Origin of the sequence: Novosphingobium sp. SG754, assembly GCF_013149315.1 — a bacterium.
Classification (GTDB): domain Bacteria; phylum Pseudomonadota; class Alphaproteobacteria; order Sphingomonadales; family Sphingomonadaceae; genus Novosphingobium; species Novosphingobium capsulatum.
Window position 1 is genome coordinate 484,862 of record NZ_JABGCC010000003.1, and the last position, 19,484, is coordinate 504,345.

At 67.7% G+C, this 19,484-nt stretch carries 16 protein-coding genes; 13 read left to right on the plus strand and 3 right to left on the minus strand.

Annotated elements, in window-relative coordinates; genetic code table 11:
- Positions 1–145: 145 nt before the first annotated feature.
- From FHW97_RS10135 to FHW97_RS10145, 3 genes are read left to right on the plus strand one after another with little or no spacing between them, the layout of a single operon-like run.
- Positions 146–2,029 (plus strand): bifunctional sugar phosphate isomerase/epimerase/4-hydroxyphenylpyruvate dioxygenase family protein, encoded by a 1,884-nt coding sequence (locus tag FHW97_RS10135; protein ID WP_171798858.1) that lies wholly within the window; start codon positions 146–148, stop codon positions 2,027–2,029.
- Between the two features lie 57 nt (positions 2,030–2,086).
- On the plus strand, positions 2,087–3,076 hold the full coding sequence (locus FHW97_RS10140; RefSeq protein WP_171798859.1) for an alpha/beta hydrolase: 990 nt from the start codon (positions 2,087–2,089) through the stop codon (positions 3,074–3,076).
- The gene (locus FHW97_RS10145) at positions 3,073–4,647 is read left to right on the plus strand and encodes a carboxylesterase family protein (protein ID WP_171798860.1); all 1,575 of its coding nucleotides are present in this window, start codon (positions 3,073–3,075) and stop codon (positions 4,645–4,647) included. The genes FHW97_RS10140 and FHW97_RS10145 overlap by 4 nt, the downstream gene beginning before the upstream one ends.
- A gap of 7 nt (positions 4,648–4,654) precedes the next feature.
- On the opposite strand, the gene FHW97_RS10150 is transcribed toward FHW97_RS10145, so the two are convergent.
- Positions 4,655–6,475, minus strand: a complete 1,821-nt coding sequence (locus FHW97_RS10150) for a bifunctional diguanylate cyclase/phosphodiesterase (RefSeq protein WP_062783991.1) — start codon at positions 6,473–6,475, stop codon at positions 4,655–4,657.
- A 291-nt stretch (positions 6,476–6,766) separates the two neighbouring features.
- Here FHW97_RS10150 and FHW97_RS10155 point away from each other — a divergent pair, with 291 nt between their 5' ends.
- A complete protein-coding gene (locus FHW97_RS10155) occupies positions 6,767–7,750 on the plus strand; it encodes a VacJ family lipoprotein (RefSeq protein ID WP_156306474.1) in 984 nt (327 codons plus the stop codon).
- 6 nt (positions 7,751–7,756) lie between these two features.
- On the opposite strand, the gene FHW97_RS10160 is transcribed toward FHW97_RS10155, so the two are convergent.
- Positions 7,757–10,798, minus strand: coding sequence for a sensor histidine kinase (locus FHW97_RS10160; protein ID WP_171798861.1), 3,042 nt, complete (start codon positions 10,796–10,798; stop codon positions 7,757–7,759).
- A complete protein-coding gene (locus FHW97_RS10165; protein WP_171793355.1) occupies positions 10,788–11,423 on the minus strand; it encodes a response regulator transcription factor in 636 nt (211 codons plus the stop codon). Before FHW97_RS10165 ends, FHW97_RS10160 begins: the two co-directional genes overlap by 11 nt.
- A 183-nt stretch (positions 11,424–11,606) precedes the next feature.
- Between FHW97_RS10165 and FHW97_RS10170 the strand changes: the two genes are divergently transcribed.
- From FHW97_RS10170 to FHW97_RS10210, 9 genes are all read left to right on the plus strand, one after another.
- The gene (locus FHW97_RS10170; RefSeq protein ID WP_171793354.1) at positions 11,607–12,437 is read left to right on the plus strand and encodes an alpha/beta fold hydrolase; all 831 of its coding nucleotides are present in this window, start codon (positions 11,607–11,609) and stop codon (positions 12,435–12,437) included.
- A gap of 4 nt (positions 12,438–12,441) precedes the next feature.
- Positions 12,442–12,924, plus strand: coding sequence for a DNA starvation/stationary phase protection protein Dps (gene dps, locus FHW97_RS10175; protein WP_107715378.1), 483 nt, complete (start codon positions 12,442–12,444; stop codon positions 12,922–12,924).
- A gap of 32 nt (positions 12,925–12,956) precedes the next feature.
- On the plus strand, positions 12,957–13,634 hold the full coding sequence (locus FHW97_RS10180; RefSeq protein WP_022677547.1) for a hydrolase: 678 nt from the start codon (positions 12,957–12,959) through the stop codon (positions 13,632–13,634).
- A 190-nt stretch (positions 13,635–13,824) separates the two neighbouring features.
- The gene (locus tag FHW97_RS10185; RefSeq protein WP_022677548.1) at positions 13,825–14,079 is read left to right on the plus strand and encodes a XapX domain-containing protein; all 255 of its coding nucleotides are present in this window, start codon (positions 13,825–13,827) and stop codon (positions 14,077–14,079) included.
- A 4-nt stretch (positions 14,080–14,083) separates the two neighbouring features.
- Positions 14,084–15,931, plus strand: coding sequence for an amidohydrolase (locus FHW97_RS10190; protein WP_171798862.1), 1,848 nt, complete (start codon positions 14,084–14,086; stop codon positions 15,929–15,931).
- A gap of 14 nt (positions 15,932–15,945) precedes the next feature.
- Entirely contained in the window at positions 15,946–16,836 is an 891-nt protein-coding gene (locus tag FHW97_RS10195) for a glyoxalase (protein WP_107715381.1), read from the plus strand.
- A 5-nt stretch (positions 16,837–16,841) separates the two neighbouring features.
- Entirely contained in the window at positions 16,842–17,297 is a 456-nt protein-coding gene (locus FHW97_RS10200) for a DoxX family protein (RefSeq protein ID WP_171798863.1), read from the plus strand.
- The gene (locus tag FHW97_RS10205) at positions 17,294–18,739 is read left to right on the plus strand and encodes an alginate export family protein (RefSeq protein ID WP_370525353.1); all 1,446 of its coding nucleotides are present in this window, start codon (positions 17,294–17,296) and stop codon (positions 18,737–18,739) included. The genes FHW97_RS10200 and FHW97_RS10205 overlap by 4 nt, the downstream gene beginning before the upstream one ends.
- 13 nt (positions 18,740–18,752) lie before the next feature.
- The gene (locus FHW97_RS10210) at positions 18,753–19,484 is read left to right on the plus strand and encodes a YoaK family protein (protein WP_062783968.1); all 732 of its coding nucleotides are present in this window, start codon (positions 18,753–18,755) and stop codon (positions 19,482–19,484) included.

Sequence of the window (19,484 nt, forward strand, 5' to 3'; positions counted from 1 at the left end):
GGCCCGGCAGGTTCGTTTCCGCTCCCTGGGCCAGTTCAATTTATGTAACGAACTAGTCCCTAACATTTTTGCTTTTGTCAAGCAGCGGCCCGTGATAGGCCCGTGGCCGGGGCAGGAAACCAAAGGCAACAAACGGCAGGCGGCCATGACGAATCCCGCATTCAAGACATCCATCGCCACCGTATCGATTTCGGGCACGCTCGAGGCCAAGCTGCAGGCGATCGCTGCGGCCGGCTATGACGGCGCCGAAATCTTCGAGAACGACCTGCTCTCGACGCACCTCTCCGCGCGCGAGATTGCCGCGCTGATGGGTGACCTGGGCCTCGTCTGCACGATGTTCCAGCCGTTCCGCGATCTCGATGGCCTGCCCGAGCCGCAGCGCGCCCGCGCGTTTGACCGGCTGGAGCGCAAGTTCGACGTGATGCAGGAACTCGGCACCGACTTGCTGCTGGTCTGCTCCAGCTGTTCGCCGATCGCCGATGGCAACCGCGAGCGGACCATTGCCGACCTGACCGAGGCGGCCGAGCGCGCCGCCGCCCGCGGCCTGCGCCTGGGCTATGAAGCGCTCGCCTGGGGCCGGCACGTGCACGATCACCGCGAGGCCTGGGGCATCGTGCGCGATGCCGATCATCCCGCGCTGGGTCTGGTGCTGGATTCGTTCCATTCGCTGTCGCGCAAGATTCCCTCGTCCAGCATCGGCGATATCCGCGCCGACAAGCTGTTCATTGTGCAGGTGGCCGACGCTCCCATGCTCGACATGGACCACCTGGGGTGGAGCCGCCATTTCCGCTCCATGCCCGGCCAGGGCGATTTCCCGCTCGATGACTGGGCCGCCGCGATCCGCAAGATCGGCTATCAGGGCTATTGGAGCCTGGAAATCTTCAACGACCGGTTCCGTGCCGGATCGGCGAGCGGGGTGGCGGTCGATGGCTATCGCGCGCTGCGCCTGCTGGAAGGCGGGATCACCCGCCCTTCGGCCAGCGCCGCCAGCCTGCCACCGCGCGTGAAGACCAGCGGGGTCGAATTCATCGAATTTGCCGCCAGCCATGAAGAGGCGGGAAATCTGGCGGCGATGCTGCGCCCCCTGGGCTTTCGCCCCACCGCGCGCCATCGCAGCAAGGACGTGACGCGCTGGACGCAGGGGCTGGAAAACCCGGTCAACATCGTGATCAACTGCGAACCCGAAGGCCTCGCCCACAGCTTCGACGTGGTCCACGGCGCTTCGGTCTGCGCGCTCGGCCTGGCGGTGGACGATGTGCCCGGCGCGCTGGCGCGCGCCGATTTCCTGCGCGTGCCGCGTTTCATCCAGGCGCTGGCGCCCGATGAATGGCCGATCCCCAGCGTGCGCGGCGTGGGTGGCAGCCTGATCTATTTCGTCGATGCCGCCACCCGCGCGGCGATGTGGGCACACGAATTTCCCCACCGGCTGGAAGATCCCGTGCTCGGCCCGCGCCTGGCGATCGATCACATTGCGCAGACCATGCAGTACGAGGAATTCCTCAGCTGGCTGCTGTTCTATGTCGCGCTGTTCGACGTGGGCAAGACGCCGCAGCTCGACATTGCCGATCCGATGGGCCTGATCCAGAGCCAGGCGGTGGAAAACGCCGATCGCTCGGTGCGCTTCACGCTCAATGGCTCGCTGGCGGCGCAATCGCTCACCTCGCGCTTCATCCAGAACTATTTCGGCGCCGGGGTGCAGCACATCGCCTTTGCCACCGACGATATCGTGGCCGTGGCCGATGCCGCCCATGCCCAGGGCCTGCCGCGCCTGGCGATCCCGCGCAACTACTTCGACGATCTGGAAGCGCGCTGGGGGCTGGAGCCCGAGCTGATCGAGGCCATGGCCGCGCGCGACATTCTCTACGACCGCGATGGCGAGGCCGAATATCTGCAATTCTACAGCCGCGCCTTTGCCCGCCGGGTGTTTTTCGAGGTGGTCGAGCGGCGCGGCTATGCCGGTTATGGCGCGGTCAACGCGCCGATCCGCCTGGCCGCCCAGGCCCGCCACAAGCCCGATTTTCCCGACTGACCGGCCGGGCACGCCCGGCACGACACAACGATAACAAAGACCATGGAGAGAGACCTGATGTTTGCACGCCTTCCCGCTGCGCTGGGGCTGCTGGCCCTGCTCACCACGCCCGCTACCGCCGCCCCGACGCGCGATTTCCCCACCGCAGCCGCGCCGGTTCTGGCCGATCGCTTTCCGCAAGTGCCGGTGGCCTTTCCCGGCGGGGTCAAGGCCTGGCGCGATGTGACCTATCAGCAATTGCCCGGCTATCGCCCGCAAGCGCTGGATATCTATGTGCCGGCCACCAAGGGGCCGCATCCGCTGGTGCTCTATATCCACGGCGGTGGCTGGATGGCCGGGCACACCCGCCATTCCGGTGCCTTTGCCGATTGGCCCAAGGTGCTTGCTGCGCTCGCGGCCGAAGGCTTCACCGTGGCCAGCCTGGAATACCGCCTGTCGGGCGAGGCGAAGTTTCCCGCCCAGCTGCAGGACGCCAATGCCGCGCTGCGCTTCCTGCGCGGGCACGCCGCCCAATATGCCATCGACCCGGCGCGCGTGGCGCTGTGGGGTGGCTCTGCCGGCGGGCACCTCACCGCCTTGACCGCGCTGACCTGCAAGAACACCGCGCTCGATCCGGCCGCCGGTGGCGATGCTTGCGTGCAGGGCGCGGTGACGTGGTACGGCGTCTATGACTTTGCCGGCATGAATGCCACGCCCGATGGCAATTCGGCCGGTTCCCGCCTGCTGGGATGCGATGGCCCGTGCAGTGCCGACAAGCTCCGCAGTGTCAGCCCGGTCGCCTATATCGACGCGAAAGATCCGCCGTTCCTGCTGATCCATGGCGAGGAAGACAAGACCGTGCCCGTGGCGCAATCGCACCTGGGCGAGGCGGCATTGAAGGCAGCGGGCGTGCCGGTCACGGCGATCTACATCCCCCATGTCGATCACAGCTTCATCGGCCGCACGCCGGCCGAAACCCACGCCGCATCGATGCAGGCGCTCAATGCCACGTTCGATTTCTTCCACCGCGTGCTCAAGGTTCCTGCGCCAGGCGGGACGGGCAAGTGATCCGGCGCCTGTTGGCGGCGCTGGCGCTCGGCCTCGCGGCCCCGGCGCAGGCCGCGCCCATCGCCGTCGATGGCGGGATGATCGAGGGCACCACGCTGCCCTCGGGCATCCAGGCATGGCTGGGCGTGCCGTTTGCCGCGCCGCCCTTGCGCGAATTGCGCTGGCGCGCGCCGCAGCCGGTTGTCCCGTGGGCCGGCACGTTGCACACCGATCGCTATGCCCCCGAATGCTTGCAACCGCTGCGCGGATCGCTGCAGAACCACTATTTCGGCAACGAGGCGACGAGCGAGGACTGCCTCTACCTCAACATCTGGGCGCCGGCGCCACAGGCCAAGGCGGCGGGCAAAGCCCCCGTGGTGGTGTGGATCTATGGCGGCGGGTTCAACATCGGCTCTGCCTCGATGGCGAACTATTCGGGAGAGCCGATGGCGCGCGAGGGCGTGGTGCGCGTCAATATCGCCTACCGCGTCGGGGCTCTCGGCTTCCTGGCGCATCCCGCGCTGTCGGCCGAAAGCGGGCATGGCTCGGGCAACTATGGCCTGATGGACCAGATCGCCGCGCTGCAATGGGTGAAGCGCAACATCGCCCGCTTTGGCGGCGATCCCGATAACGTCACGATCGTGGGCCAATCGGCCGGGGCCATGTCGGTGGCGCTGTTGCAGATCAGCCCGATGGCGCGCGGTCTGTTTGCCCGTGCCGTGGCGATGAGCGGCAGCCCGTTTGGCGGCATGCTCGGCCCCGCGCCCCTGGCCGAGGGAGAGGCGCAAGGGCTGGCCCTGCAAAAGGAACTGGGCGCGACCTCGCTGGCGCAGCTGCGTACCTTGCCCGGTGACCGCATCATTGCCGCTGCCAGCCCGCGCAGCCCGATCGTGCGCGATGGACAGGTGATTACCGGCAGCGCGGAAGCGGTGTTTGCCGCCCATGGGCAAAACGATGTGCCCGTGCTGATCGGCTATACCCGCGACGAAAGCTTTCGCCCGCTGGGGCCGGTGACCACGGCGCAGGATCTGGCCGCAGCGGTCAAGGCCCGGTTCGGTGGCGAGGCGGATGCCATCCTGGCAGCCTATGCAGGGCCTGATCCGGCCCGCGCGGCGGCCGATATCGCCCGCGATGCCACCGTGGGCCGGCAGATGGCCGACTGGGCGGCGGCGCAGCGCCGCTTTGGCACGCAGCCGGTCTATGCCTATCTCTTTGCCCGGCGGCAGCCCTATGCCCCGGGGGTGGTCTTTTCCGATCATGATCCGGCCACCGTCGGCGCCTATCACACCGGTGACGTGCCCTATTGGCTGCGCACGCGCGAGGCGCTCAACCTGTTTCGCGTGACGCGCGATTGGCAGGGGGTGGATCAGGCGCTGGAAGACACCATGGCAGGCGCGCTCTTGGCCTTTGCCCGCAGCGGCATTCCGGCCAGCGCGCCGATCGGCACCTGGCCCGCGCTCGATCCGCGTCGCCCGCGCCTGGTCTGGCTGGGAGAGCAGCCGGCCGTGATTGCCTGGCCCCATTGGGCCGACATGGCGCTGTTCGGGACAACCGGGGCAGAGCCACCGCGCGCCACCCGCCCGCGCGATTGACGGGTGATCAGGCCTGCTGCTGCACGCGCGGGGCAGGCAGGGTCCGCAGCGGCCCGCCGCGCAACAGCGCGGTCATCGCATCGCAATCGACCGCGTGCGAATAGAGATAGCCTTGGCCCAGGACGCAGCCGAGGCTTTGCAGGATCTGCGCCTGGTCAGCCGCCTCGATGCCTTCGGCCACCACCTGGATGCCCAGCTTGGTGGCGATGTCGATCACGCCTTCGACGATGATCTGGCTGGGCCGGTGCGTGGCGATGCGATCCACGAACGACTTGTCGATCTTGATGTAATCGACCGGCACGGTCATCAGATGGGTGAGCGAGGCAAAGCCGGTGCCGAAATCGTCGAGCGCGACTTTCAGCCCACGTTCGCGCAGCGCCGCGACCGAGCGGCGAATGACGCCGCCATCATCATCCATATAGACCGCCTCGGTCACTTCCAGAATGATCATGTCCAGCGGCACGCCGTGTTCCTCGAACGCGGTGGCGGTGGCGTCGAAAAAGCCGGCGCTGTGCAGGTCGGTTGAACTGACATTGATGCCCACGCGGGCAAAGGGCACATTTAGATCGAGCCAGGTGCGGGCATCGCGCGCCACCTGGCGGATCATCTCGCGCGTCAGGGTATTGGCGGTCTGCGGATCGCTGGTGGCATCGTGAAACGCCATTGCCGATAGCAGGCGCTGCCCCATGCGGATGCGGCACAGCGCCTCCAGCCCGCTCACCGTGCCGGTGGCAAGGTCTACCACCGGCTGGTAATGCGCCACCAGGCGGCCCTCGCGCAGCGCGGCGTCCAACTCGCGCACCGCGGTAATGCGCCGTGTCATCCGCGTGCCGATGCCCGGCCAAAAGCGGATAGAACCACCGCGCGCCACGTCCTTGGCGTGATAGAGCGCAAAGTCGGCGTTCTGCTGCACGCGTTCGGGCGTCACATCGCCGGCGTTGAAGATGGCGATGCCCATGGTGCCGGCCGGGCGCAGCACGTGGCCTGGTATGGTGATGGGCACTTTCAAGCCGTCGAGCAGCCGCTCTGCCAGGGCATCGAGCGTGCGCAGGTGCTCGTCATCCTGCACCAGCACGGCAAATTCGTCGCCGCCGATGCGGAACACCGTGTCTGGCGCGGCCATTTGTGCCAGCCGCTGCCCTACCTGCACCAGCAAGCGGTCACCAGCGTGGTGGCCATAGGTATCGTTCACCGCCTTGAAGCCATCCAGGTCGATCAGGAACAGCGCCCAGTTGCCGGGCTGGCTGCAATCGACGGTGGCCATCGCGGTGTTGAACGCGGCGCGGTTGGGCAGGCCGGTCAGCCCATCGGTATTGGCACGGCGATCCCGCTCTTCCACCCGCCGTTGCCGGTCGAGCGCGATGGCACACAGCGCGATGGAGCGGTCCACCAGCACGCGCTCCAGCGCCGAAGGCCCGCGCGCTTCGTGATAGTAAAAGGCAAAGGCACCCACCGGCTGGTCATTGCCTGCCATGATCGGCCGCGACCAGCATGCCTTGATGCCCAGGGGCAGCACCAGATCGCGATAGGGCGCCCAGGCGGGATCGGTGGCAATATCGGCAGAGACAACCTCGATGCCCAGCGCCGTCGCGGTGCCGCAGGCGCCGACACCAGGGCCGATGTCAATGCCGTCGAACGCCGCGCGCATGGCAGGCGGCAGGCTGGGCGCAGCCAGTGGGCGCAGGCGGCGCATGGCATCGACTGTCACCACCGAGCAGACCACGCCGGGCGCGCGGCGCTCCACCTCGCGGCACAGCCGGTCGATGGTGGCGGCCAGCGGCGCGCCGCGGGCGATCATTTCCAGAATGGTGCTTTGAAAATCGCGCATCGCGTCAAGGCCAGCCCTTTGCAGCAGCCATGGATCATGCCGGCCGCATGCTTAAGGTTCTGTTATATGGAAATCTACGGGTTTTCCGCATGGCGCGGGCCACTGGCCGGGCGCACACCTGGGGGATCTTGTCCCATTTTGCCGCGATTTGGACCGGCTTTCAGCACTCAACTTGTCGCGTATTGACGCAGCATTGTTACACCTGCGGGGACTGCCCGTAATTTACGGAAATGCGGCTTTCAGTTCATCTGGCGTACAGGAAATCCGGCCAAGTGGCAGGATATGACGACGATGGGAAAAGCAAAGTCGGCCGGCTGCAAGTGGGCGGCGGCCATGGTCGCGGCGCCCGGCTTGCTGCTGGCAGGAACCGCGCATGCCCAGGCGCCATCCAGCGCCATGCCGCCAAGCCAGCCCCCCGTGGCGCAGGCAGCGCCGGTCGCAACGCCTGCCCCATCTGTCGTCGCGCCTGTTTCCCCGCCCGCGGTTGCGCCCGCCACGCCTGGGCCCACCACGCCTGCGCCTACGGCGCCGCCGGCCGCCATGCCCCCGTCCGAACCTGCAGATGTGCAGGAAGAACCCGGCATCGTGGTGCAGGGCGATGCCTATTCGCGGCAGGACCCGGTCCACGCCGTCAACGAAAAGTCTTACGAGGCGATCCAGAAGGGCGACAAGCTGGTGGTGGCGCCAGTGGCGCGGCTCTATGTCCACGGCCTGCCATCGCCGCTGCGCCACGGGCTGCACAATGCGCTCTACAACTTGCGTGAGCCGTCGAACTTCGTGGCGTTCCTGCTCGAACACAAGTTTGGCAAGGCCGGGCAGGTGCTGGTGCGCTTTACCGTCAATTCCACCATTGGCCTCGCTGGGCTGATCGACGTGGCCAAGGCCAAGCCGCTCAAGATACCCTATCGGCCCAATGGCCTGGCCGATGTGCTGGGCTTTTACGGCGTGAAATCGGGGCCATACCTGTTCCTGCCGCTGATCGGGCCGACCACGCTGCGCGATCTGATTGGCACCACGGTCGATCGCTCCTGGTTCCCGCTGGCTGTGGGCGAGCCACTCGATACCGTGCCGTATGGCCTGGCCGTCACGGTGATCGGCGGGCTGGATGACCGCGTGGCGATCGATGGCCAGCTCAAGAAGTTCCGCGCGGAATCGGCCGATCCCTACAACGCCACGCGCGATTTCTATCTCAAGCGCCGCGCTGCCGAGATCGAGAACCTGCGCCATCCGCACAAGAGCGCCACGCCCGAACCTGCCTTGCCCACCGCGCCCTGACGATATTCAGGCGGCGTAGGCCAGGCGCGCGGGCACCGACAGGCGCACCAGCGTGCCGAGGCGATGCCCGCTTTCGATGGAAAACGATGCGCCAATGCGCCGCGCCCGCTCGCGCATGCCGATCAGGCCATAATGGCCCTTCATCAGCGCCGCGCTTACCGCCCTGCCGTTCGCGCCGTCCTCGCCATCGATGCTGGCAATGCCGATGCCATCGTCGCTGACAAACACCGCCAGCGCCCGCGCGCCATACTCCACGTTAACGTCGATCGCGTCGGCCTGGGCATGGCGCGCCGCGTTGCACAGCGCCTCGCCGACGATGGCGAGGATTTCATCGACGATATCGGGGTGCAGCGGCCGCACTTCGCCTTTGACGTTCAGTGTCAGGCTGGAACCGGTGACCAGGTTGTCGAGCAGGCGTTGCAGTTCGCGGCGCAGGTGGCGGTCTTCCAGGCGGCGCAGGCCTTTCACCCGGTCGCGTCCCTCGATCAGCATTTCCTCGGCCCGGTCCAGCGCCGGGGTCAGCACGGCTTGCGCGGCGGGATCGTGCGAAAGGTGATCGGCCACCGACTGAAAGCGCATGATCAGGCCCTGCACGCCCTGGATCAGGGTGTCGTGCAGTTCGCGGGCAATGCGTTCGCGCTCGCTGGTGCGTTCGGCCATGCGATCGCGGATCAACCGGCCGAGATACTGCACCCGCGCGATGTAGAGCAGATAGAGCATGGCCGAGAGCGCCACGATCGCGGCCAGGGGGAACCACCAGGTCTGGTAGAACCGCTGGGCGATGGCAAACTGCATGGTCTGGCCGCCCGCGTTCCACACGCCGTCCTCGTTGGCAGCGATGACTTGGAACGTATAGCGGCCCGGCCCCAGATCGCTGAACGTCACGCTGCGCTCGGTCGATGGTGCGGTCCATTGCCCTGGCAGGCCCGGGCCAGACAGGCGGGTGCGGAACTGCACGCGTTGCGGCACGGTCAGGCTCGTGGCGGTGAAATCGATCCGCACCGATCGCGTGCCCGGCGACAGGCGCAGCCCGGCGCTCGGCGCCCGCGCCGTGCCGCCAGCCACCAGGCTGCGCACCATGACTGCGGGCGGCAGCAGATTGCGGCGCAGCGCGGCCGGATCGATCCACACCAAGTTGCGGCGCGTGAGGAACCAGATACGCCCGTCGCCGCCCTGCGCCACCTGGGCGCCGGCGGCCTTCTGGGCAAAGCTGTTGAGGCCATCGCGAAAATCGAACCGGCGCCAGGGCACCGCCTGGCCGGGGTGCGTCAACGCCTGCACCAGATCGGTGCGGTGGATCTGCACGATGCCGCTATCGCCAATGCCCCAGCCATCGCCGCTGCGCGTCCACACCAGGCCATTGAGCGAGGCTGCCCAGGGGTTTGCGCTTGCCAGCACGGGTGTGCTGCCCCGCGCGAATGGCGCCTGGAGACCACGCGCGCCGCTGATCAGCGGACCATCGCCGAGGGGGCTGGGCAGCAGGCCTTCGATCCCGTCGACCTGCAACTGCGTGGGCGAAATCGCCACGAACGGCAGATCTGCCCCGCGCGGCGCCGGCCCGCGAAATGCCACGATCGCCCGGCCATCGCCGCCAATCGCGATGTTGGCGGGCAGCGCGCGGGGTGTCGCCAGGGTGTGCCAGCCGCCGCCTTCGTGCCACCACAGCCCCTGGTCCAGCGCCGCCAGCCAGATGCGGCCCGCGCCATCCTGCCCGCAGGCCAGCGGCATCAGGCCGCGCGGCAGGGCAATGGCCGGCCCGGCCGCGCCGCGCGGGTTCAGCCGCACCAGGCGTTCACCCGTCACCAGCCATGCGCCGCCCCCGCGCGCCGTGCACAATGCGCCAGCGGGGCTGGCCAAGCGCAGGATCGTGCGCGCCGCCTGGCCAGGGGCAATGGCATAGGCGGCGCGGGCATCGCCAACATAGACCACGCCATCATCGCCGCCGGCCAGGCGATAGCTGGTGGGCGAATTGGCAGGGATCGCGGTTTCCACCACGATCGGCACGCGGCGCAGCTTGTCCAGCCCCATTTCCGTGCCGATCCACAGGTTCCCCTCGCGATCCTGCAACAGGGCATGGGTCTGGTCAGAGGTCAGCCCTTGCGTGGCATCGAAGGTGAAACGGCGCATCGCCGCAGGCGCGGCCTGGGCACTGCCGGTGGCTTTGTCGGGCGTGGTCAGGCGCTGCACGCCGCTGTTCCAGGTGGTTTCCCACAGCGCGCCGTCGGTGGTGAACAGCATGCGCGTGCCGCCCACCGGATCGGGGTTGATAGCCAGCCGCGCCCCGGCCGTGACGCGGCCTTGCGCCAGGGTCAGCCGGCGGGTGCCGGCCGCGTCTGACAGCCACATCGCCCCGTTGGGCCCGGCGGCAAGGCTGGCGCGCGGGGTAACCGCGATGCCGGTTGCGGCAAAGCGCTGGCTGCCGCGCGGGCGGATCAGCACCTGGCGTTCGGTTACCAGCCATTGCGTGCCATCGGCGGAAAACGCCGTGCTCCACGCCTGTTCGGCGGGCAAGCCGGCGTCCTGGCCGAATTCCTGCCAGCGCCCATCGGCATAGCGGGCCAGGGTGCCATCACTGCGGCCGCCCCGCACCACCCACATCGCGCCGTCGGGCGCCTGGGCCATGTCGGTGACCTGGCGCGAGGGATGCGGCATTGCCATGTCGACCAGCCGCCCATCGCGCCAGGCCATCACTCCGCGCCCGCGGCCCAGCCCGACCCACACGGTGCCATCCTGCGCGTTGGCCAGTTGCGACACCACCAGCCGCGCGCCCTGGCCGCCGGGCTGGGGCACGGGTTCGAACGTCAACCCGTCAAAGCGGAACAGTCCTTCCACGCTGCCGATCCACAGGAACCCGTCGCGCGATTGCGTCAGCGCGTTGATCCGGCCCGGCGCACCTTCTTCCAGGGTCCAGTGTTCGTGCTTGTATCCCGCCAGCACACCCCCTTGGGCCTGAACCGGCGCCTGGCCCTGCCGCTGGGCCATCGGCGCACTGGCCATGAGCGCCAGCCCGCCGGCCGCCAGCACGGCAATGCCGCGCCTACAGTTCAATGATGCCCCGGCGCGCGGCCTTGGTCACGGCGTGGGTCCGATCGTTGACATGCAGCTTGCCAAAGATGTTCTTGATGCCGGACTTGACCGTTTCCTCGGCCAGGTTGAGCGTCCAGGCGATCTGCTTGTTGGCGTGGCCCGAGGCGATCAGTTGCAGGATCTGGGTTTCGCGCGGGGTCAGCTGCTCGTCGATCGCGTGCAGCGCGATTTCCTGCGCCACGTCGGGCGCCAGGTGGCGCTGGCCTTCGTGCACGGTGCGGATCGCGCCGAGAAGTTCGCGGCGCAGGCTGCTTTTGAGCAGGAAACCCGCCGCTCCCGCGCGCAGCGCCTGCAGCGCCTGCGCGTCACCGGAATAGGTGGTCAATACCAGGATGCGCGCCTGGGGATGGCGGGCGCGGATCGCCTCGATCGCCTGAAGGCCGGTCATCCCCGGCATGCGCAGGTCCATCAGCACCACCGCCGGGCGCAGGGCATCGTACATCGCCACGGCTTCATCGCCGGTCGCTGCCTCGCCCACCACGGCCATGTCGGGCTGCATCGCGATGACGGCGGCCACCCCTTCGCGCAGCATCGGGTGATCGTCGGCAATCAGGATGCCTATCGTGGTATCGGTGCGCGCGGGCATGGAGGAAGCCGATACCACGCGCGTCGCGGCCTGGGTAGCCACCCGAAATGGGGGTGCGCCCAGCCCCCATGCTGGGGCTGGCAGGGCAGGCGCGAGGGCGCACACTTGGGCTGGAACACAAAGCTGGCCGCACCGGGCAAAGGTTGCCCCTGGTGTTGCGGCCGGAAGGGGAGCCTTCACGTCATGCCCACGATCACCACCGCCGATGGCACCGAAATCTTCTACAAGGACTGGGGCAGCAAGACCGCGCAGCCGGTGGTTTTCCACCATGGCTGGCCGCTTTCTGCCGACGATTGGGATGCCCAGATGATGTTCTTCCTGGGCGAAGGTTATCGCGTGATCGCGCACGATCGCCGCGGCCACGGCCGCTCCACCCAGACCGACGACGGCAACGAGATGGACACCTATGCTGCCGATGTCGCGGCGCTGGCCGATCATCTCGATCTCAAGGATGCGATCCACGTTGGCCATTCCACCGGCGGCGGCGAAGTGGCGCACTATGTGGCACGGGCCAAGCCCGGCCGCGTGGCCAAGGCCGTGCTGATCGGCGCGGTGCCGCCCATCATGCTGCAAACCCCGGCCAACCCCGACGGCCTGCCGATGGAAGTGTTCGACGGGTTCCGTTCGGCACTGCTTGCCAACCGCGCGCAGTTCTTCCGCGATGTGCCCGAAGGTCCGTTCTTCGGCTTCAACCGCCCCGATGCCAAGGTTTCGCAAGGCCTGATCGACAACTGGTGGCGCCAGGGCATGATGGGCGGGGCCAAGGCGCACTATGACTGCATCAAGGCCTTTTCCGAAACCGATTTCACCGAAGACCTGAAGGCGATCGATGTGCCCGTGCTGATCATGCACGGCGAAGACGACCAGATCGTGCCGATCGCGGATTCGGCGCACCTGGCGATCAAGCTGGTCAAGCACGGCACGCTCAAGACTTATGCCGGCTTCCCCCACGGCATGGCCTCGACCCACCCCGAGGTGATCAACGCCGATCTGCTCAGCTTCTTCAAGGCCTGAGCCGATGACCTACGAAACCAGCATCGATCTTTCCGCACACGTCCGCAAGGCATCTGTGGCGCTGCTCCAGGCCCGGCTGTCCGATGCGCTCGACCTGGAAGCGCAGGCCAAGCAGGCGCACTGGAACGTGCGCGGCCGCCACTTCCTGCAATTGCACGGCCTGTTCGATGCCGTGCATGGCCAGGTAGAGGAATTCGTCGATCTCCTGGCCGAGCGGATAACCACGCTGGGCCATGTCGCCGATGGCCGGGTGCAGACCACCGCCGGCGCCACCACGCTCTATGAATATCCGCTCGCCGCCCATGGCGGTGACGCGCATATCCGCGCGCTGGCGGCCAGCCTGGCGCTGTTCGGCAAGGCCGTGCGCGCCGCGATCGACAGCGCGGCGGCTGAGGGCGATGCCACCACGGCCGACCTGTTCACCCAGATCTCGCGCGAGAGCGACAAGCAGCTGTGGCTGCTCGAAGCCCATCTGCTGGCCGACTGACCCACACCCTTACTCCTTCAAGGACAGATCCCATGACCTTTCATGCCAAGTCGCTGATCAATCCTGACGACACCGTGTTCATCTTCGTCGATCACCAGCCGCAGATGGCCTTTGGCGTCACCAGCATCGATCGCCAGCAGCTCAAGAACAACACCGTGGCCCTGGCCAAGGCGGCCAAGCTGTTCGGCGCGCCGATCATCCTGACGGCGGTGGAGACCAAGTCGTTCTCCGGCTATATCTGGCCCGAACTGCTCGACGTGGTGCAGCAGACCCCGATCGAACGTACCTCGATGAACAGCTGGGACAGCGATGAACTGGTCGCCACCGTCAAGGCCACCGGCCGCAAGAAGCTGGTGATCGCCGCGCTGTGGACCGAAGCCTGCCTGCTCTTCCCCACGCTCAGCGCGATCGAGGAAGGGTTCGAGGTCTATATCATCACCGACGCCTCGGGCGGCACCTCGCCCGAAGCGCACGATGTGGCGATCCGCCGCATGGAGCAGGCCGGCGCCCACTCGCTGACCACGATCAACGCCGTGCTGGAACTGCAGCGTGACTGGGCGCGGCGCGGAACCTATGACGGCGTCATGGCCATCGCGCGCGAGCATTTCGGTGCCTACGGCATGGGCGTCGATTATGCCTATACCATGCTGCACGGCGCGCCGCAGCGCGGCCAGTTCGCGCACGAAGTGGTGGGCGGCGCGGAGCATTGATCCTGTCTCCGTCATCCCGGACTTGATCCGGGATCCCGTTCGCTTCTGGCCGTGCGCTGACAGGGAAGCGGGGCCCCGGGCCAAGCCCGGGGTGACGATCAGGCGAAATTGCAGACTTTGTTACCAATCCCCCCGGCGGCCCGTCCCATCCCTCTTGCGGGGCGGGCCGTTTCCCCAAGGAAACTGCGCCATGAAGGCATATCTCGCGTCGCTGGCGGCCGGCCTACTGGTCGGCATTGTCTATTCGCTGATCGGGGTGCGTTCCCCCGCGCCGCCGGTCATCGCGCTGGTCGGGCTGCTGGGCATCCTGGTGGGCGAACAGGTGGTGCCGCTGGTGCGCCATGCCGCTGCCGGCCATTCGATCACTGCCTTTGTCCGCACCGATTGCCGCAGCCACGTGTTCGGCCGCCTGCCCGATGGCTCCGCGCCGGAAAAGGACGCGTAAGGCCATGGCCGATACCCTGATCGTCAACGCCAAGGTCACCACGCTGGATCGCGCCAACCCCCAGGCGCAGGCCGTGGCCATTCGCGACGGGCGCTTCCTGGCGGTGGGCAGCGAGGCCGACGTGCGCGCCGCTGCCGCGCCCCAGGCGCGCGTGATCGATGCCGGCGGGCGCCGCTTGATCCCCGGCCTCATCGACAGCCACATGCACATCATCCGGGGCGGCCTCAATTACAACATGGAGCTGCGCTGGGACGGCGTGCCCAGCCTGGCCGATGCCATGGCCATGCTCAAAGCCCAGGTTGCCCGCACCCCCGCGCCGCAATGGGTGCGCGTGGTTGGCGGCTTTACCGAGCACCAGTTTGCCGAAAAGCGCCTGCCGACGCTGGCCGAACTCAACGCCGTGGCGCCCGATACGCCGGTGTTCATCCTGCATCTCTATGATCGCGCGCTGCTCAATGCTGCCGCGCTGCGCGTGGTGGGCTATGGCAAGGACACGCCCAATCCGCCCGGCGGCGAGATCGTGCGCGATGCCGCTGGCAATCCTACCGGGCTGCTGCTGGCCCAGCCCAATGCCACGATCCTCTATTCCACGCTGGCCAAGGGGCCCAAGCTGCCCGAGGATTACCAGGTCAATTCCACCCGCCATTTCATGCGTGAGGTCAACAGCCTGGGCGTGACCGGGGTGATCGATGCCGGTGGCGGTTTCCAGAACTATCCCGACGATTACGCCATCATCGAAAAGCTGCACGCCGACAACCAGCTTACCGTGCGCATCAGCTACAACCTGTTCACGCAAAAGCCCAAGGAAGAGCTGGCCGATTTTGCCGGCTGGGTGAAACAGGTTTCGCCCGGACAGGGCGATGACACCTATCGCCACAACGGCGCGGGCGAGATGTTGGTCTATTCGGCTGCCGATTTCGAGGACTTCCGGGTGGAGCGCCCCGACATGCCGCCGAGCATGGAGGGCGATCTGGAGCCGGTCATCCGCCTCTTGGCCGAGCATCGCTGGCCCTGGCGGCTGCACGCCACCTATGACCAGACGATTTCGCGCGCGCTCGATGTATATGAAAAGGTCAACCGCGATATCCCGCTGACGGGTATCAACTGGTTCTTCGACCATGCCGAGACGATCAGCGACCGCAACATCGATCGCATCGCAGCGCTGGGCGGCGGCATCGCCGTGCAGCACCGCATGGCCTATCAGGGCGAATACTTCGTCGAACGCTATGGCCACCGCGCTGCAGAGCGCACGCCGCCGATCGCGCGGATGATCGCGGCGGGCATTCCCGTGGGCGCCGGCACCGATGCCACCCGCGTGGCGAGCTACAACCCGTGGGTATCGCTCTCGTGGCTGGTCACGGGCCGCACGGTGGGCGGCATGGCGCTCTATCCCGGCGCCAACCGCGTTTCCCGCGAAAAGGCGCTGGCCATGTGGACGCACGAGAACACCTGGTTTTCCAACGAGGTGGGGAAGAAGGGCCAGATCATGGCCGGCCAGCTGGCCGATTGCGCGCTCTTGAGCGCCGATTACTTCGCCGTGCCCGAACATGACATTGCCCATATCCGCAGCGTGCTGACGCTGCTGGGCGGCGAAGTGGTGCACGGGCAGGGGGACTTTGCCCCGCTGGCCCCGGATCTGCCCCCGGCCATGCCCGATTGGTCGCCGGTCAAAACGTTCGGCGGCTATTACCAGACCGACCAGGCACGGAACATGCTGGCCAATGCCTGCGGCTGCGCCACCGCCTGCGGTGTCCATGGCCACGATCATGCCGCTGCGCTGGGTCAGGCCGCGCCGGTTGCCGATGTGCAAACGTTCTGGGGCGCACTGGGCTGCGGCTGCTGGGCGGTTTGACAGGAGAAACGATGATGAAGCTGCGCCTTTCCCTCGCCCTTGCGACCGCGCTGTTGACGGCCTCGGCCCCGCTGGCGGCCAAGCCGGTGCCGATGGCCGATTATGCCGTGGGCCCGCAATACGATACCACCCACGTCTATGTGCCGCAGGAGCAGTTCGACGCGTTCGTCACCGCGTTCCAGGCCACGTTTGGCGGCACCACCAGCAAGCAGGGCGAATTCCAGGTTACCCCCACGCCCAGCCTGACCAAGTCGCAACTCGTACTCACGCCAGCAGGCACGGTTTCGGTGTTCGGGTTCAAGACGCCGATCCCCTATCCGTTTGGCGCCGAACGCACCGGCTATCTGGTCACGGACATGGACGCGGCGGTGCAGGCCGCACGCGCCGCCGGTGCCACGCGCCTGATTGAAACCTTTCCCGATCCGATCGGCCGCGACGTGGTGGTGCAGTGGCCGGGCGGCGTGAACATGCAGCTCTATTGGCACACCGCCACGCCGCACTATGCGCCGCTGGCCACGGTGCCGGAAAACCGCGTGTACCTGACCGCCGATGCCGCCGACGCGTTCATCGCGGCATGGACCCGCTTTGCCCATGGCCACGTGGTGTCTGACGACAAGACCGCGCCGGGCGCCGAGGCTGGTCTGCCGGCCCCGATCCGCCGCGTGATGATCGACAGCGGCTATGGCAAATTGACGGTGCTGGTGTCCAATGGCCAGTTGCCCTGGCCCTGGGGCCGCGACATGACCGGTTATGCCGTGCCCGATCTGGCCGCCACTCTGGCCAAGGCGACCGCCGCTGGCGTGGAAACCCTGGTGCCGGCGCGCGAAGTGGGCGGCCGCCGTGCCGCGCTGGTGCGCTTCCCGGGCGGCTACATCGCCGAAATCCACCAGAACGCGATGCGTTAAGCATCATGGTAAAACCCACGCCTGGTCGTCTCGCTGCCCCGGCCGATCCGCGCTTTGTCGATGCCATTCTCGATTGGCCGCCCACCTGGTTTGTTGCCCGGCTGCTGCTGGTTGGCGCCTATCTGGTGGGGGCGCTGGCCAAGCTGGGTGACTGGCCCGGCGCCGTTGCCGAACAGGCGCATTTCGGCATGACGCCGCCGGCGCTGTGGGCCGGCGTGACCATCGCGGTGGAACTGATCGGCCCGGCGCTGATCCTGGCGGGCCGGCTGGTGTGGCTGGGCGCGGGGATGCTGGGCGTGTTCACGGTGCTGGCGGCCTGCCTCGCCAATCCGTTCTGGGCGCTGCAGGGGCCGGCGCGCTTTGCCGCCACCAACGCGTTTTTCGAGCATCTCGGCCTGGCCGGCGGCTTTGTCCTGGCGGCGTTGGTGGCCGAACATGCGCGGCGCGAGGGACGCATGTGAGCGTGCCCCGCGCCGGCCGGGCCGTCGTCACGGCCATGCTGGCGGCGCTTTTGCCGCAGGGGGTTGCGCGCGCGCAGCAGTCGGCGGACCAGGATGCCTTGCCACGCAGCGTGATCGAGGCCTGGCGCCCGCCCACCCTGACCATCACGCGCTATACCGAAGATTGGTCGAGCCTGGCAGACCCCGCCGCCCGCCAGGCGCGGTGGACCGCGCCGCTGAAATACATTCCCCTGGCGCCGCCGCAGGTGTGGCTGTCGACCGGCCTGGAACTGCGCGCGCGGGTTGAGGCAACCCAGGGTCAGACCGCGCGCTATTGGCGGGCGATGCCCCATGCCGATCTGCACGTCGGCCGCTTTCGCGTGTTTGTTCAGGGCCTGGCCAATGCGGCGCAGGGCGTGGTCGGCGGACCGTCGCCGGTCGATCGCACCGGCGTTGATCTGTTGCAGGCCTTTGCCGATGTGACCGTGCCGATCGCTGCGGGCACCACGCTGCGCCTGGAAGGCGGGCGCCAGCTGGTCAGCCTGGGCAGCGAGCGGCTGGTCGGCACGCGCTATGGCCCCAATACGCCGCTGCCGTTCGATGGCACGCGGGCGCTGCTCGATTCCGGCCCTTATACCGCCAGCCTGTTCTACCTGGTGCCGGTCGCGGCCGGGCCGCACAGCATGGACGATCGGCGATCGCGGCAAAAGGCGCTGTGGGGGATCTATGCCACGCGCTGGCTGGGTAGCGGGCATGCCGTGAGGATCGATGCCTATGCCATGGTCTATCACGATCGCGCCGCCAGCCGGCAACAGGCCGGGTTTGCCGGCGGACTGGGTGACGAACGGCGCATTACCCTGGGCCTGCGCAGCGCCGGGCGTGCCGGGTCTGCCTATTGGGATATCGAGGCGATGGCCCAGGGCGGGCGCCTGGCCGGCGCGCCGATCCATGCCTGGTCGGTGGCGCTGCGCGCCGGGCGCCGCTTTCCGGCCTTGCCGGCCACGCCCGATCTGTCGCTCCATGTCGATCTCGCGAGTGGCGACAAGGCGCCCGCCGATGGCCGGGTCAACGGCTTCAACCCGCTGTTTCCCAAAGGCAAGTATTTTGGCGAGCTTTCGCCGCTGGGTCCGCGCAACCTGATCGACGTGCACCCCGCGCTTACGCTCGCGCTGGGCAAGCTGAACGGCGGCGCGGTGCAACTGGGTGTTACGGGCATGGCCTATTGGCGGCAAAGCCGGGGCGACGGCGTCTATGATGTGCCCGGCCGCCAGCTGCACCCCGCCACGGCCGGCCAGGCGCGCTTTCTCGGCAAGCAGGCAGAGGCGGTGGTAACCTGGCAGGCCACGCGCGAACTGGCGCTGACTGCCTCTGCCAGCCATTTCGTGCCCGGCGGCTTTCTGGTCCAGGCCGGTGCCGGCCGGCCGATCGATCTGTTTGCCGGTGAAGCTTCGTTCCGGTTCTGAAAGGGAAAGTGCCATGGACTCTCATCCCCCACCATCGCCCCCCGTCGCCGGCGCGCCTGTGGCGGTGCGCACACCATCGCCGCTGCCGCGCCTGCTGCTGTTGCTGTCGGCCACGACCGGCTTTGTCGACGCGGTCAGCGTCCTTGGCCTGGGCAAGGTGTTTACTGCGAACATGACCGGCAACGTGGTGTTCCTGGCCTTCGCGCTGGCCCGCGCGCCGGGTTTCACGCCCGTGCCCTATCTGGTGGCGCTGGGCCTGTTCATGGTGGGCGCGAGCGTGGCGGGGCGGCTGTGGCGCCACGCGTCGAGCCATCCGCTGCGCTATTGGCTGCTGCGCGCGGCCTTGCTCGAAGCCGTGCTGTTCCTGGGGGCTGCCGCCGTGGCGCTGGTGCCCGGCACCGACGGCATCGTGGCGCATCCCGCCTGGGCCGTGCTGGTGATGATCGGGCTGACGGCAGGGGCCATGGGTTTTCGCAATGCCACGGTGCGCCAGCTCAAAGTGCCCGATCTGACCACCACCGTGTTGACCCTGACGATCACCGGCATTGCCTCTGACGCGGGCGGGCCCAACCTGCGCACGCGCCTTTTGGCGATCACCATGATCTTTATTGGCGCGGCGGCCGGCGCCGTGCTGGTGCTGCACACCGGGCTGGCGCTGCCGCTGGCGTTGACCGCCTTCGTGGTGCTGGGCGGAACGCTGCTGTGCCTGCGCCATCCCCTGATGGCGCTGCCGCATCGTCCCTGA